The sequence below is a fragment of the Xanthomonas translucens pv. undulosa genome (assembly GCF_017301775.1).
In the GTDB taxonomy this organism is placed as follows: Bacteria; Pseudomonadota; Gammaproteobacteria; order Xanthomonadales; family Xanthomonadaceae; genus Xanthomonas_A; species Xanthomonas_A translucens.
Map to the genome: position 1 here is coordinate 2,402,925 of NZ_CP063993.1, position 14,431 is coordinate 2,417,355.

Annotated in this window: 12 protein-coding genes and 1 pseudogene; 9 read left to right on the plus strand and 4 right to left on the minus strand. The window is 68.9% G+C overall.

Annotated features, from left to right (window positions below; genetic code table 11):
• Positions 1–29: 29 nt before the first annotated feature.
• From ISN38_RS10180 to ISN38_RS10215, 8 genes and pseudogenes are all read left to right on the plus strand, one after another.
• Positions 30–1,226, plus strand: a complete 1,197-nt coding sequence (locus ISN38_RS10180; protein ID WP_003469962.1) for a DesA family fatty acid desaturase — start codon at positions 30–32, stop codon at positions 1,224–1,226.
• Positions 1,227–1,240: 14 nt separating this feature from the next.
• A complete protein-coding gene (locus ISN38_RS10185) occupies positions 1,241–1,636 on the plus strand; it encodes an EF-hand domain-containing protein (protein WP_003469959.1) in 396 nt (131 codons plus the stop codon).
• Between the two features lie 138 nt (positions 1,637–1,774).
• Positions 1,775–2,587, plus strand: coding sequence for a bifunctional DNA-formamidopyrimidine glycosylase/DNA-(apurinic or apyrimidinic site) lyase (gene mutM / locus ISN38_RS10190; RefSeq protein WP_003469957.1), 813 nt, complete (start codon positions 1,775–1,777; stop codon positions 2,585–2,587).
• A gap of 69 nt (positions 2,588–2,656) precedes the next feature.
• Positions 2,657–3,223, plus strand: a complete 567-nt coding sequence (locus ISN38_RS10195) for an ECF-type sigma factor (RefSeq protein WP_047325499.1) — start codon at positions 2,657–2,659, stop codon at positions 3,221–3,223.
• Positions 3,224–3,241: 18 nt separating this feature from the next.
• Positions 3,242–3,457 (plus strand): hypothetical protein, encoded by a 216-nt coding sequence (locus tag ISN38_RS10200; RefSeq protein WP_003469944.1) that lies wholly within the window; start codon positions 3,242–3,244, stop codon positions 3,455–3,457.
• 46 nt (positions 3,458–3,503) lie between these two features.
• Positions 3,504–4,007, plus strand: a pseudogene (locus tag ISN38_RS20825) (serine/threonine-protein kinase); the annotation flags it as partial.
• An 847-nt stretch (positions 4,008–4,854) separates the two neighbouring features.
• Positions 4,855–5,817 carry a DUF4380 domain-containing protein gene (locus ISN38_RS10210; RefSeq protein ID WP_206712209.1) on the plus strand — a complete coding sequence of 321 codons (963 nt, stop codon included), beginning with the start codon at positions 4,855–4,857 and terminating at the stop codon, positions 5,815–5,817.
• Positions 5,818–5,875: 58 nt separating this feature from the next.
• Positions 5,876–7,480, plus strand: a complete 1,605-nt coding sequence (locus ISN38_RS10215) for an OpgD/OpgG family glucan biosynthesis protein (RefSeq protein WP_003469938.1) — start codon at positions 5,876–5,878, stop codon at positions 7,478–7,480.
• Positions 7,481–7,785: 305 nt separating this feature from the next.
• On the opposite strand, the gene ISN38_RS10220 is transcribed toward ISN38_RS10215, so the two are convergent.
• Both ISN38_RS10220 and ISN38_RS10225 read right to left on the minus strand, forming a co-directional pair.
• Positions 7,786–8,541 carry an SEL1-like repeat protein gene (locus ISN38_RS10220; RefSeq protein WP_003469935.1) on the minus strand — a complete coding sequence of 252 codons (756 nt, stop codon included), beginning with the start codon at positions 8,539–8,541 and terminating at the stop codon, positions 7,786–7,788.
• A 306-nt stretch (positions 8,542–8,847) separates the two neighbouring features.
• A complete protein-coding gene (locus ISN38_RS10225; protein ID WP_003469932.1) occupies positions 8,848–9,468 on the minus strand; it encodes a thymidine kinase in 621 nt (206 codons plus the stop codon).
• Positions 9,469–9,603: 135 nt separating this feature from the next.
• Here ISN38_RS10225 and rep point away from each other — a divergent pair, with 135 nt between their 5' ends.
• On the plus strand, positions 9,604–11,580 hold the full coding sequence (rep, locus tag ISN38_RS10230; RefSeq protein WP_206711785.1) for a DNA helicase Rep: 1,977 nt from the start codon (positions 9,604–9,606) through the stop codon (positions 11,578–11,580).
• A gap of 342 nt (positions 11,581–11,922) precedes the next feature.
• On the opposite strand, the gene glyS is transcribed toward rep, so the two are convergent.
• Complete coding sequence (gene glyS / locus ISN38_RS10235) at positions 11,923–14,163, minus strand: glycine--tRNA ligase subunit beta (protein ID WP_108085274.1); 2,241 nt, start codon at positions 14,161–14,163, stop codon at positions 11,923–11,925.
• Entirely contained in the window at positions 14,160–14,420 is a 261-nt protein-coding gene (locus tag ISN38_RS10240; protein WP_003469927.1) for a hypothetical protein, read from the minus strand. Before ISN38_RS10240 ends, glyS begins: the two co-directional genes overlap by 4 nt.
• Positions 14,421–14,431 lie beyond the last annotated feature (11 nt).

The following is a 14,431-nucleotide window of genomic DNA, read 5'->3' on the forward strand; positions in this document are numbered from 1 at the left end:
CATGCCTTCATCGGCCTGGAGTTCTGGCAATGTCCGACGCGATCTTCGACTTCCTCAGCACCGGCCTGCTCGACGTCGGCTGGTGGGGCATGCTGGCGGTGCTGCTGGTGTTCACCCAGCTGACCATCTTCGCGGTGACCTTGTACCTGCACCGCAGCCAGGCGCATCGCGGCGTCGATTTCCATCCGCTGCTGTCGCACTTCTTCCGCTTCTGGACCTGGTTCACCACCTCGATGATCACCAAGGAGTGGGTGGCGATCCATCGCAAGCACCACGCCAAGGTCGAGACCGACGAGGATCCGCACAGCCCGCAGACCAAGGGCATCGGCCGCGTGTTCTGGCGCGGCGTGGAGCTGTACCGCGAAGCGCGCGCCATGCGCGGCGACATTGAGCAGTACGGCAAGGGCGCCCCGGACGACTGGATCGAGCGCCGCCTGTATACCCCGCGCGCGAACTTGGGTCCGGTGGCGTTGCTGGCAGTCAACTTCCTGCTGTTCGGCCTGCCCGGCATCGCGCTGTGGGCATTGCAGATGGCCTGGATCCCGTTCTGGGCGGCCGGCGTGGTCAATGGCCTCGGCCATTGGTGGGGCTACCGCAACTTCGAATCGGCCGACACCTCGACCAACCTCACCCCATGGGCGCTGTGGATCGGCGGCGAAGAACTGCACAACAACCACCACGCGTTCCCGAGTTCGGCGCGCTTCTCGATGCGGCGCTGGGAACTGGACATCGGCTGGGTCGCGATCCGCGCGCTGGCCGCGCTGCGTCTGGCCAGGATCCTGCGCGTGGCGCCGACCCTGGACGTGCGCCCGAACATCTCCGTGCCCGATGCCGATACCCTGCGCGCATTGCTCTCGCACCGCTTCCAGGCGATGACCGACTACCAGCGCAACGTGTTCACCCCGGCGCTGAAGGAAGAGGCCGCGCAGGCCGGCGCCAAGCTGCGTCAGCTGCTGCCGGGGCGCCTGCGTAAGGGCCTGGTCGACGACGGCCGCTGGCTCAAGCCCGATGCGCGCGAACAGCTGCAGCTCTGGGTCGCGCAGCGCCCGCGCATGCGCACCCTGGTCGAACACCGCGCGCGCCTGGCGGCCCTGCTGGAAGCGCGCAGCCACGACGCCAACGAACGCCTGAAGCAACTGCAGGCCTGGTGCCACGACGCCGAGTCCAGCGGCATCGCCGCCCTGCAGGCGTACGCCGCGCGCTTGAAGGGTTACGCCCTGGCATGACCCGAGGCGGCGCAATGACCTGCAGGCTCCCGCAGCCGCTTCGCGAACGCCGCCTCGTGCGGCGTTCGTCGTTCACGGCGCTGCTGGTCCTGCTGGCCGCGCTGAGCGGCGCGATCGCCGCCGCCAGCGCGCAGGTCGTCGATACCACCGGAAACTATTTGCAACGGATGGACCGCGACGGCGACGGCCGCGTCAGCCTGGACGAATACCTGGCCTGGATGAGCTACGCCTTCGACGCCCGCGACACCGACCACGACGGCGTGCTCAGCCCGGCCGAACTTCCCGGCGGGCGCGGCAAGCCGATCAGCCGAGTCCAGCACCAGGCCATACTGACTGCGCGCTTTCGCAAGCAGGACAGCAATGGCGATGGCTACCTCAGCGCAAGAGAGTTGGCGGCGCCGCCGCAGTAAAAAACGCAAAACCACGCTTGACCAAGCGTGGCTGGCTGCCGCCCACATCCGGTGTCCAATAGCGCTGTGCGTTGTGGCGACAATGTCGGATTGCGCCAGCTAAGCTTGTCAATCGCACGCCACGGCAGTCCAGCCCCCATGCCCGAACTCCCCGAAGTAGAAACAACCCGGCGCGGCCTGGAGCCGCATCTGCTGGGGCGGCGCATCCACGGCGTGATCCTGCGGCGGTCGGACCTGCGCTGGCCGATCCCGCCGGAGGTGGCGCAGCAGCTGCCGGGGCAGCGCATCGATGGCATCCGCCGCCGCGCCAAATACCTGCTGATGGACACCGCCGCCGGCAGCGCGCTGCTGCACCTGGGCATGTCGGGCAGCCTGCGGGTGTTGCCCGGGGACACGCCGCCGCGGGCGCACGATCATGTCGATATCAGCCTGGAAGACGGGCGCGTGCTGCGCTTCAACGATCCGCGCCGGTTCGGCTGTCTGCTGTGGCAGGCGCCGGGCCAGACCCACCCGCTGCTGGAGGCGCTGGGGCCGGAGCCGCTGTCGGACGATTTCGACGGCGATTATCTGTTCCAGCGCAGCCGTGGTCGCAGTGCGCCGGTCAAGACGTTCTTGATGGACCAACGCGTCGTGGTCGGGGTCGGGAACATCTATGCCGCCGAAAGCCTGTTCCAGGCAGGAATCAGTCCGCTGCGCGAGGCCGGGGAGGTCTCGCGGGCACGCTATGCGCGCCTGGCCGAGGCGGCCAAGGCGATCCTCGGCTATGCCATCGGCCGCGGCGGCACCACCTTGCGCGACTTCATCAGTCCGGACGGGGCACCCGGCTATTTCGAGCAGGAACTGGCGGTCTACGGCCGCGAGGGCGAGGCCTGCAAGCGCTGTGGGCGGCCGCTGCGCCACGCCAGCATCGGCCAGCGCGCCAGCGTCTGGTGCGGGAGCTGCCAGCGCTGACGGACGGCAGCCGCTGGCCGCCGACGCGCGCTATAGACCGCGCGACTCCCGGCCGGAGGAAAGACCGCCGTGGTAGAGACCGCCCCCGAGATCACCGTGTGGCTGGATGCCGCGCGCGGCGGCGACCGCGCGGCGCTGGATCGCGTGTTCAGCACGCTCTACCAGGAACTGCACAGCATCGCCCGGCGCCAGTTGGCCGGGCAGCGGGCGCAGACCCTGGATGCGGCCTCGCTGGTCCACGAGTCCTATCTGAAGCTGCTCGGCGCGCACGGCACGGCCCGCTTCGACGGCCGCGCGCACTTCTTCGCCTACGCCGCCTCGGCAATGCGCAGCGTGGTGGTGGATTACGCGCGCAATCGCCTGACCCGCACGCGCGGCGACGATCTCAAACGCCTTGCCGAGATCCCAGAGGACAGCGGCGGGGTGCGCCTGGACAAGGATTTGCTGGCGCTGGACGTGGCGCTGGACCGGCTGCAGGCGATCGATGCGCGCCTGGCCAAAGTGGTGGAGCTGCGCTATTTCGCCGGCCTGTCCGAACAGGAGATCGCCGAGCTGATGCAGCGCTCCGAACGCAGCATCCGCCGCGACTGGCAGAAGGCGCGCATCTTCCTGCTGGCGCCGATGCAGGATCACTAGGACCGACCGGAGCACCGCATGGACGCGCTGCAGTGGCAACGCCTGTCGTTGTTGCTCGACGAATTGCTGGAGCTGACCGCGGAGGCGCGCGCGGCGCCGCTGGCGCAGTTGCGCGCGCAGGATCCGGCCAGCGCCGACGACCTGGTGCAGATGCTGGCGCTGGGCGCGGCCGGATCGGACCTGCTCAGCGCGCTGCTGCTGGCACACCTCAACGGAGTGCCTGTGCGCCGGTAGCCGGACCGGGCCGTATGCGCTGGAGCGGCTGCTCGGCGAAGGCGGCATGGGCCAGGTCTGGCTGGCGCAGCGCGTCGACGGCCTGTACCAGCGCCAGGTCGCGTTGAAACTGCTGCGTCCCGGCTACGCCGACGCCGCGCTGCGCCAGCGCTTCACCCGCGAGCGCGAGATCCTGGCGCGGCTGGAGCACCCGCACCTGGCGCTGGCCTATGTCGAAGGCGAGCCGCTCACCGATCATTGCCAGCGCCTGCAGCTGGCGGTGAGCGCGCGGCTGCGGCTGTTCCTGCAGGTATGCGAGGTGGTCAGTCACGCCCACGCCAACCTGATCGTACATCGCGACCTGAAGCCGTCCAACATCCTGGTCAACGCCGCAGGCGAGGTGCGCCGGCTCGACTTCGGCATCGCCAAGCTGCTCGCTATCGAGGCCGGCACCGCAGCCGATCCGCATCCGCGCACCGAAGTGCGCGCGTTCACCCTGCACTACGCCGCGCCGGAGCAGGTGCGCGGCGAACCGATCACCACGCTGACCGATGTGTATTCGCTGGGCGTGGTGCTGTATGAACTGCTCACCGACCAGAAGCCCTACACCCTGCGCCGCAGCAGCGACGCCGAGTGGGAGCGCGCGATCCTGGCGGTGGAGGCGCCGCGGCCGTCGGCGGCAGTGACGCGCGCCGCGCAGCAGGGGCAGCGCGATCCGGCCGAGGCGCTGGCCCAGGACTTGCGCCGCTATCTGCAGTGGCGGACGGTGCAGGCGCGCCCGCAGGGCCTGATCTACTGCCTGCAGAAATACCTGCAGCGACACCGCTGGAGCGCGGTGTTCGGCAGCGTGACCGCGGCCGCGCTGCTCGGTGCCGCGGGCGTGGCGCTGTGGCAGGTGCGCGAGGCGCAGCGCGAGACCGTGCGCGCGCAGGCCATGCAGGATTTCGTGATCGGCCTGTTCGATCGCGCCGGCAATGCGCAACGCGGCGACGGCTTCGACCTGCGCGGTCTGCTCGCCAGCGGCGAGCAGCGCGGCGAACGCGAGCTGCTGCGGCAGCCCTTGGCGCGTGCCGAACTGCAGGGCGTGATCGCGCGCCTGCGCATCGGCCTGGGCGACTATCGCGAAGCCTTGCTGCTGCTGGAGCGGCAGCGCGCGCTGCTGGCCACGCAGCACGATGTGCCGCGGCGGCGCCGGCCGCAGCGATTTCGCGGCTTGCACCGGCTCATTGTCGTCACGGCCGTGCAGTCGCCACAATCGGGTTCCCTTCCTCGATCGCAGGTCCGTCATGCGTACCGACAAGCAGAATGTGCGGTGGCAATCGTGCGCGCTCTTGCTCGCGCTGGCGGGCGCAGACACGACCGGCAGGGCCGCGACACGGGCAATGTCCACCAATGCCGACGCGAACGCGCCGTGGGTCATGGACAACGGCGTGGTCCGGCTCACGGTCACCCCGACCCTGGGCGGGCGCGTGCTAGGCTTCCAGCGCAGCGGTGGGCCGAACCTGATCAAGGTCGGCGACGCGGTGCAGCGCCAGCGGCTGCCGACGGTCAGCGCGGCGGCCGACGACATTCCGTATTTCGGCCACGATGTCTGGGTCGGGCCGCAGAGCGCGTGGTGGCAGCACCAGCACGCCAATCCGGCGCGGCGCGCGGCGCATGCGAACTGGCCGCCGGATCCGTACCTGAGCTTCGCCACCACCACCGTCACCGCGCGCGCGCCGCAGCGCCTGCAGCTGCGCGGCGTGGACAGCCCGGTCAGCGGCGTGCGGCTGCGCAAGACCTTCGCGGTGTCGCCGCAGCGTGCCGATAGCGTGCGGCTGCAGGTGCAGGCGCAGAACGTGCGCAAGACCGCGGTGGCCTGGGACCTGTGGTTCAACACCCGGGTGAGCGCGGCCACGCGGGTGCTGGTGCCGGTCGCGGCGGCTGCCGACATCCGCGTGCAGCCCAGCGATGGCGCCGGCTACGCGCCGCCGCAGTACGTGCTGCAGGACGGGCTGATGGCGCTGGCGGCCGCGCCGCCGGGCAGCGCCGGACAACGCGGCAAGTTGCTGCTGCAGCCGTCGGCGGGCTGGATCGCCGCCTTTTCCGGCGGCCAGGCCTGGGTGATCCGCTTCGCCCACCAGCCGCTTGCGCGCATCCAACCCGAGCAGGGTCAGGTCGAGTTCTATCTGGATGCGCCGGCCTCCGCTCCGGGCGGCGGCCTGCTGGAAATGGAAGTGCACGCGCCATACCGGACCCTGGCGCCAGGCCAGAACATGCAGGCCGAAGAGCAATGGACGTTGCTGGACTACGCCGGCGGCGACGACCCGGCGCAGCAGCGCAGCTTCCTGTGCCGGCACGCTGCGGCGCTGGTGTTGGACGGCGCGTGTGCCGCGCCGTAGCTCTCGCGTTTAACGCCGCTTGTTTATGATGGAGGCCCTTTCCCCTTCGATCCGGCCCATGCAACGACGCGATTTCCTCAAGAACGCCGCCGCGGCCTTCGCCGCCATGGGCTTGCCCGCGATGCCGATGCTCGGCCAGGCCGCCCCCGCGGTCGGCCTGCGCCGGCTGGGCAAGCCGCAGCCCTTCGATTACGCCTGGCTCAAGGGCCATGCCCGGGCCATGGCCCAGGCGCCCTACCAGAGCCACAAGCGGGTGCTGCCGGGACCGCTGGAATCGTTGAACTGGGACCAATACCAGTCGATCCGCTACCGCCAGGATCACGCCTTGTGGGCGGTGGACAACGCTTCGAAGTTCCAGGCCAAGTTCTTCCACCTGGGCCTGTACTTCAAGTCGCCGGTGCACATGTTCGACCTGGTCGACGGGCAGGCGCAGGAACTGGCCTACGACGGCGCCGCGTTCGATTACGGCAAGAGCGGCCTGCAGGGCAAGCACCTGCCCCAGGAGCTGGGCTTCGCCGGCTTCCGCCTCAACACCAAGCAGGACACCGACCGCGACTTCGCCGCGTTCCTCGGCGCCAGCTATTTCCGCGCGGTGGGCAAGGAAGGCCAGTACGGCCAGTCCGCGCGCGGCCTGGCGATCGATACCGGCACCGGCGGGCCGGAGGAATTCCCGGACTTCATCGCCTACTGGCTGGAGCAGCCCAAGGCCGGTTCGGACACCGTGGTGGTGTACGCGCTGCTGGACTCGCCGAGCGTGGCCGGCGCCTACCGCTTCGCGATCACCAACGGCGACGTGCTGCTGATGGACATCGACAGCGCGCTGTATCCGCGCAAGACCATCGAGCGGCTGGGCCTGGGGCCGTGCACCAGCATGTACCAGGTCGGCGAGAACGACCGCCGCATGGACTGGGACTGGCGCCCGGAGATCCACGATACCGACGGCCTGGCGATGTGGACCGGCGGCGGCGAATGGATCTGGCGGCCGCTGTGCAACCCACCGCAGCTGCGCTTCAACATGTTCGTCGACGAGAACCCGCGCGGCTTCGGCCTGTTGCAGCGCGACCGCAACTTCGACCACTACCACGACGACGGCGTGTACTACGAGAAGCGCCCGTGCCTGTGGGTGGAACCGAAGCAGGGCTGGGGCAAGGGCTCGGTGCAGCTGGTGGAGATCCCCACCGTCGACGAGACCTTCGACAACATCGTCGCGTTCTGGAATCCGCAGGACAAGCCGCAGCCTGGGCAGGAACTGCTGTTCGGCTATCGCCTGTACTGGGGCGCGCAGCCGCCGGCGTCCTCGCCGCTGGCGCAGTGCGTGGCCACGCGCACCGGCCTGGGCGGCGTGGTCGGGCAGAAGCGCAGCCATTTCTCCTGGCGCTTCGCGGTGGACTTCGTCGGCGGCGAGCTGGCCAGGCTCGGCAAGGACAAGGACGCCAAGGTCGAGGCGGTGCTGCAGCTGAGCCGCGGCAGCACCGAGATCGTCTCGGCGCGGCCGCTGCACGAACTCTCCGGCTACCGCGCGATGTTCGACGTTGTGCCGCCGGACGAGGGCACCCAGCAGATCGACATCCGCTTGTTCCTGCGCGCCGGCGGCAAGCCGCTGACCGAAACCTGGCTGTACCAGTGGACGCCGCCGCCGGCGGCCGAGCGCAAGCTGTATTGAGTTGCAGCCGGGCGTTGCCGCGGCATGCGCGGCAGCGCCTCGCTGCTTGCAGTACCTGACTTGGTTGGTCGCGGCTGAAGCCGCTCCCACAAGAGGTGCGCGGCCGAGGTGCTGGGTGCACTGTAGGAGGGACTTCAGTCCCGACGCTTTCGCGGAATTGCACAGTGACCGGCTTCGTTCGTCGCGGCTGAAGCCGCTCCTACAGAGGTGCGCGGTCAACGCGCTGGGTGCGCTGTGGGAGGGACTTCAGTCCCGACGCTTTCCTCGATGCTGCGCGCAGACCGGCTTCGCGCATTGCGGCGGCATCAGGGCTTGGCCGGTTGCTGCGGCTTCGGCGCGGTGTCCTGGGTGATGTCGTCGACATCGCCGATATCCACGCGGCCCGGCGTGCGCCCCTCCCAGACCCGGTCCTGCAGCTTCCAGTACGCCGCCGGTTCCCAGAATTGCTTTGCGTAGAACACTTCCGGATCGATGCTGCCGCCGCGCGGGCCGTTGATCTGCACGCTGGAAGCGCCGGAGTGGCCGAGCATGCTGCCGGTGCTGCGCGCCGCTTCGCGCCGCAACATCGCTTCCTGGCGCGGCTTGGCCGCCTGGTCGCCGTACTCGGCCAGCATCTTCTTGTCCTGCTTGATCGCGCGCTGCCGCTCTTCGGGGGTCAGCTGGTTCCAGTACTCCATCTTGCGCGTAGTGAAGGCGTCGTAGCCGCGCTCGGAGGCCAGCGCCATCCACAGGAACCCCAGCGCGCGATCCTGCGCCACGCCCTGGCCTTCCCAATACATTTCGCCCAGCCGCGCCTGCGACGGCTTGTCGGCATAGCGCGCGGCGAGCAGATAGTGCTTCTTTGCCTCGGCGAACTCGCCCTTCTTGTCGGCGCGGATACCGGCGCGGCGATAGAACAGGTCCAGGTGCGCTTCGAGAAACCCGTCGGTCATCACCTGCGCCGGAATGTCGTCGAACGTACGGGCGTTGTGGGCGGCGGCGGCCGGGCCGGACAGTGCCAGCGCAACCGCAATGACCAGCGCCGCGCAGCCGGCGGTGGCATATCCCTTGAATTGATGCATGTCTCTCTTTCCATGAGTACGATCGCCGCAGAGTGTAGCCGCGCGCTATGGCGGCGATCCACAGACGAATGGCCTATGCGGCGGACGCCGTGCAGGCGCCGTCAATCGCCATTCATGGTCGGCGCATCCGCGCCCTGTCGCCGTGCGGACGCGGCGGTTGTACGCACCAGATCAGTGCATCGCGCTCGCGGCGGTTCTCGCCTACGCATGCGGCCAAGGCCAAGGCCAAGGCCAAGGCCTTGGCCTTGGCCTTGGCCAACGCGGACCGGGCGATCCTTGCGTACGCCAGCCCGACTCCGCGCTGCGCTACCGCGGCAGCGCGATCTGCAACGGGTCGATGCGGCCTTCGCCGCGCATGATCTTCTTGAACTCGGCGCGGCTCACCGACACGTAGCGCTCGTTGCCGCCGATCTCCACCTGCGGACCGTCCTGCATGGCGTGGCCGTCGGCGTCCACGCGCACGGTCATCGTCGCCTTGCTGCCGGTGTGGCAGATGGTCTTGATTTCCTGCAGTTCTTCGGCCCAGGCCAGCAGATACTGGCTGCCCTCGAACAGCTCGCCGCGGAAATCGGTGCGCAGGCCGTAGCACAGCACCGGGATACGCAGCCGGTCGACCACCTCGCTGAGCTGCCAGACCTGCGCGCGGCTGAGGAACTGCGCCTCGTCCACCAACACGCAATGCAGCGCGCCGTCGCGGGCGATGGCGTCCTGCAGCAGCGCCAGCAGGTCGGTGTCCGATACGAACGTGTTGCCATCGGCGCGCAGGCCGATGCGCGAGGCGACCACGCCGCTGCCGGCGCGGTGGTCCAGCTGCGGGGTCAGGATCGCGGTGCGCATGCCGCGCTCGCGATAGTTGTGCGCCGACTGCAGCAGCGTCGTGGTCTTGCCGGCGTTCATCGCCGAATAGTAGAAATACAGTTTCGCCATGGCCCGATTCTAGCGCGGCGGCCAGCCCCGTCGCAGGCCGGATACGCCAGGGAAAACCCGTTCAGCGCCCGCGCGGCGGCGCCGTCCTCGGCGCCGGCCGGCGCCCGTTACAATGCGCGGCCCAGGGAAGTCTTCATGCACGGTCTCAATCCCCCCCAACGCGCCGCGGTGCTGCATTGCGAAGGCCCGCTGCTGGTGCTGGCCGGCGCCGGCAGCGGCAAGACCCGCGTGATCGTGGAAAAGATCGCGCACCTGATCGCCACCGGCCGCTACCCGGCCAAGCGCATCGCCGCGATCACCTTCACCAACAAGTCGGCCAAGGAAATGCGCGAGCGCGTGGCCAAGCGCATCCGGGGCGATGCCGCCGACGGCCTGACCATCTGCACCTTCCACGCGCTGGGGCTGAAATTCCTGCAGATCGAGCACGCCGCGGTCGGGCTGAAGCGCGGCTTCTCGATCTTCGACGCCGACGATGCCGCCGCGCAGATCAAGGACCTGATGCAAGGCGCCAAGCCCGATGCGATCGACGACGCCAAGAACCTGATCTCGCGCGCCAAGAACGCCGGGCTGTCGCCGGAGCAGGCGATGGCCGCCGCGCGCAGCAACCGCGAGCAGGAAGCGGCCAGCCTGTACGAGCGCTACCAGGCGCGGCTGAGCACGTTCAACGCAGTGGACTTCGACGACCTGATCCGCCTGCCGGTGCAGGTGCTGGAGGAGAACGAGGACATCGTGATGGCCTGGCGCGAGCGCATCGGTTACCTGCTGGTGGACGAAAGCCAGGACACCAACGACGCGCAGTACCGGCTGCTGACGATGCTGGCCGGCCCGCGCGGCAACTTCACCTGCGTGGGCGACGACGACCAGAGCATCTACGCCTGGCGCGGCGCCAACCCAGAAAACCTGATGCAGATGGGGCGCGACTATCCGGCGCTGCAGATCGTCAAGCTGGAGCAGAACTACCGCTGTTCCAACCGCGTGCTGCGCGCAGCCAATGCGTTGATCGCGCACAACCCGCACGAACACCTGAAGACCCTGTGGAGCGACCAGGCCGACGGCGAGCGCATCCGCGTGTGGGAATGCCGCGACAGCGAGCACGAGGCGGAGAAGGTCGCCGCCGAGATCGCCTACCTGGGTACCGCCAAGCAGGTGCCGTGGAGCGATTTCTGCATCCTGTTCCGCGGCAACTTCCAGTCGCGGCCGCTGGAAAAAGCCTTGCAGATCGCAGGCGTGCCGTACCACATCACCGGCGGCACCGCGTTCCTGGAACGGCAGGAAGTGAAAGACGTGCTGTCGTGGCTGCGGCTGCTGGTCAATCCCGACGACGATGCCGCGTTCCTGCGCGCGGTGCAGGCGCCCAAGCGCGAGGTCGGCGCGAGCTCGCTGGCCAAGCTGGCGGAACTGGCCTCGGCCAAGCATCTGCCGATGTCGCGCGCGGCCGAGTCGATGGGCGCGCTGCAGCAGTTGCCGCCGCGCGCGGCCAACGGCCTGAGCGATTTCGTCGATACGCTGCAGGAGTTGCGCACCGCGGCGTTGACCCTGTCCTCGGCCGACGTGGTGCGCCAGCTCGCCGAGCAGTCGGGGCTGATCCGCGAACTGCGCAGCCAGTGCAAGGACGAAACCACGTTCCAGCGCCGCCGCAGCAACCTGGAAGAACTGGCCAAGTGGTTCGAGGGCGGCCCGCGCGGCGCCACCGTCGGCGATCTGGCGGCGCAGCTGGCGCTGCTGTCGCGCAACGACAAGGACGACGGCGGTAACCAGGTGCGCATGATGACGATGCACGCGTCCAAGGGCCTGGAGTTCCGCTACGTGTTCATCGTCGGCTGCGAGGACGGCGTGCTGCCACACGAGGTCAGCCTGGAGGAGGGCAACCTGCAGGAAGAGCGGCGCCTGCTGTACGTGGGCATCACCCGCGCCAAGGAGCAGCTGTGGATGAGCTACAGCAAGCTGACCCGCAAGTTCGGCGAACACATCCGGCTCAAGCCCAGCCGCTTCTTCGACGAGATCCCGGCCGAGGAGATGCAGCGCGACGGCGCCGATCCGGTGGCCGACGCCGAGCGCAAGAAGGAACGCGCCAATGCCGGGCTGGCAGCGATCCAGGCGTTGTTTGATTGAGGCGGGGAGTGGGGAGTGGGAATTCGTAGCGGCGGTTGTGCGCATGCGGTGCGTGGCAGGCCTGAGTGAAGCGCGTGCTTGCATTTCCCTTCTCCCACCGGGACCACGGCCCCCTTTTCGGGGGAGGCTGCGGCTTTTTCAAGTGCAGCCGATTGGCTGGCACTCGCCGATAGCCGGCCAGGTGCACTGTGGGAGGGACTTCAGTCCCGATACTTTCACTTGGCTGCGGGATCGCTGGCTTCGTTCGTCGCGACCGATGGCCCAAGGCCAGCCAGAGTCGCTCCCACAGAAAAAGCAGGGGCTGCTTTCGCAGCCTCTACATGCATTCATCCGCCGCGCGGCTTACGACGACAGATGCTCGATCGCGGCGACGCTGCCGAGGCGGTCGCCCAGGCGCTTGAGCAGCGCCAGGCGATTGCCGCGGATCCCCGGGTCCTCGACGTTGACCATCACCCCGTCGAAGAACGCGTCCACCTGCGGCCGCAGCCGCGCCAGGAAGTTCAGCACGGTGACGTAGTCGTGCTGGCGCAGCGCGCCGTCGGTTTCCACGATCGCCGCTTCCACCGCTTCGGCCAGGGCGCTTTCGGCCGGCTCGCGCAGCAGGGTCGGGTCGATCTGCGCCGGGATGGCGCCTTCGGCCTTGCGCAGGATGTTGCGGATGCGCTTGTTGGCCGCAGCCAGCGCCTCGGCCTCGGGCAGCGTGGCGAAGAGGCCGATCGCCTCGATGCGGCGGTCGAAGTCGTAGAGCGATCCGTGGGTGGCGGTCGCGGCTGAAGCCGCTCCTACAGAAACCGCCGCGCTCCCTGTAGGAGCGGCTTCAGCCGCGACTGAGAACAGCGCCGCCACGGCATTGAAATGCGTCGCCGGCACGCCCTTGTCGGCGTAGTAGCCGCGCAGGCGGTCGAGAATGAAATCGAAGATTTCGTGAAGCTCGGCAAGCGTGGTGCCACCTACGTTCGGAACAGCATTGGCATCCGCGCCCGAAGCGCGTGCTGTTGCGGCAGCGGTTTCAGCCTGCTTGTCCTTTTGTCGGCTCTTTGCAAACGCGACAGCATCCAATGCCTGGTCAAGCAACCCGCGCACATCCACATCAAACCCACTCTCAATCACCGTCCGCGCCAACCCCAGCGCATTGCGCCGCAGCGCGAACGGGTCTTTGTTGCCGGTCGGCTTCAACCCCGCGGCGAAGCCGCCGGCCAGCGTGTCCAGACGCTCGGCGATCGCCAGCACCTTGCCCAGCGGCGACAGCGCGATGTCGTCGCCGGCGAAGCGCGGCTGGTAGGCCTCGTCGATCGCCAGCGCGATCTCGCCCGCCTCGCCGGCGGCCTTGGCGTAGTGGCGCCCGGCGATGCCCTGCAGTTCGGGGAACTCGTTGACCATGCGCGACTGCAGGTCGTTCTTGCTCAACTCAGCGGCGCGGCGTGCTTGCGCGGCATCCACGCCGACCGGCGGCGCGATCGCTTCGGCCAGCGCGGCCACGCGCTGCACCTTGTCGGCGATGCTGCCTAGCCTGGCCTGGTAGGTCACGCTGGCCAGGCCTTCGCCCATCGCGACCAGGCCCTGCTTGAGGTCCTCGTCGAAGAAGAACTTGGCGTCGGCGAAACGCGGGCGGATCACCCGCTCGTAGCCCTTGGCCACTTCGGCTACGTCGCGCGAGACGATGTTGGCGATACCGATGAAGTGCTCGGTCAGCTTGCCGCCATCGTCGAGCACCGGGAAGAACTTCTGGTTGCTCTCCATCGTTTCGATCAGCGCTTCCTGCGGCACCGCAAGGAACGCCGGCTCGAAATGGCACAGCACCGCCGACGGCCATTCGACCAGGTTCACCACCTGCTCCAGGTTGTCGTCGGAGATGCGCGCGCTGCCGCCGGCCTGGCGCGCGGCCTGTTCGACCTCGGCGACGATGCGCGCGCGGCGCGCATCCGGGTCCACCAGCACCTGCGCCGCCTGCAGCGCGGCCACGTAGTCGCCCGGCTGGGCCAGTGCGACCGGCGCGTCGTGCAGGAAGCGGTGGCCGCGGCTGATGCGGTCGGCCTGCACGCCGAACAGCTGCACCGGCACCACGTCGCTGCCGAACAGCAGCACCAGCCAATGCACCGGCCGCGCGAAGCCATAATCGTGGTCGCCCCAGCGCATCGGCTTGGGGATCGGCATCGCCGCGATCGCCTCGCGCAGGATCTCCGGCAGCAGCGCGGCGGTCTGCGCGCCCGCGGTCACGGCACGGTGCACGAAGCGCTCGCCCTTGGCGTCGCTGGTGCGCTCCAGCGCGGTCCAGTCGATGCCGGCCTTGGCGGCGAAACCGGCCAGCGCCTTGGTCGGCTGGCCGTCGCCGTCCAGGGCGATGTTGAGATACGGGCCAAGCACTTCCGAGCGCTGCTCCGGCTGCTCCGCGACCACGCCCGGCAGCAGCACCGCCAGCCGGCGCGGGGTGGACAGCGGCTTGGCGTCGCCGCGCTCGACCGCGATGCCGCGCTTCTCCAGCCCGGCGATCACGCCATCGAACAAGGCCTGCGCCAGGCCCGGCAGCGCCTTGACCGGCAGTTCCTCGGTACCCAGTTCGATCAGCAGGGGATGCATGCTCATATCACGTCCTTACGGGTCGCCAGCAGGTCGCCGCGCCCAATCGATTTGTCTTTCGACTTGCCGCGGCCATCGCGGTCGTCGCCATTGATCGCCAGCAGCCATAACCCAGCCACCGGCAGCAAAAGGAATCCGAACAGGAACCAGCCCACCGCGCTGCGTCCGTGCTGCTGCGCCCACCAGGCGCAGAAATAGCCGAACGCCAGCGGCGCCGACCACAGCCACCCCAGCACCAGGAACAGTTCGCTGTTTGGCCGCATCGGCCGCAGCC

Excerpts from the sequence above, each read along its gene's own strand:
- ISN38_RS10180 (WP_003469962.1), top strand. The coding sequence starts at position 30 with ATGTCCGACGCGATCTTCGACTTCCTCAGCACCGGCCTGCTCGACGTC.
- ISN38_RS10185 (WP_003469959.1), top strand. The coding sequence starts at position 1,241 with ATGACCTGCAGGCTCCCGCAGCCGCTTCGCGAACGCCGCCTCGTGCGG.
- mutM (WP_003469957.1), top strand. The coding sequence starts at position 1,775 with ATGCCCGAACTCCCCGAAGTAGAAACAACCCGGCGCGGCCTGGAGCCG.
- ISN38_RS10200 (WP_003469944.1), top strand. The coding sequence starts at position 3,242 with ATGGACGCGCTGCAGTGGCAACGCCTGTCGTTGTTGCTCGACGAATTG.
- ISN38_RS10210 (WP_206712209.1), top strand. The coding sequence starts at position 4,855 with ATGGACAACGGCGTGGTCCGGCTCACGGTCACCCCGACCCTGGGCGGG.
- ISN38_RS10215 (WP_003469938.1), top strand. The coding sequence starts at position 5,876 with ATGCAACGACGCGATTTCCTCAAGAACGCCGCCGCGGCCTTCGCCGCC.
- ISN38_RS10220 (WP_003469935.1), bottom strand. The coding sequence starts at position 8,541 with ATGCATCAATTCAAGGGATATGCCACCGCCGGCTGCGCGGCGCTGGTC.
- ISN38_RS10225 (WP_003469932.1), bottom strand. The coding sequence starts at position 9,468 with ATGGCGAAACTGTATTTCTACTATTCGGCGATGAACGCCGGCAAGACC.
- rep (WP_206711785.1), top strand. The coding sequence starts at position 9,604 with ATGCACGGTCTCAATCCCCCCCAACGCGCCGCGGTGCTGCATTGCGAA.
- glyS (WP_108085274.1), bottom strand. The coding sequence starts at position 14,163 with ATGAGCATGCATCCCCTGCTGATCGAACTGGGTACCGAGGAACTGCCG.
- ISN38_RS10240 (WP_003469927.1), bottom strand. The coding sequence starts at position 14,420 with ATGCGGCCAAACAGCGAACTGTTCCTGGTGCTGGGGTGGCTGTGGTCG.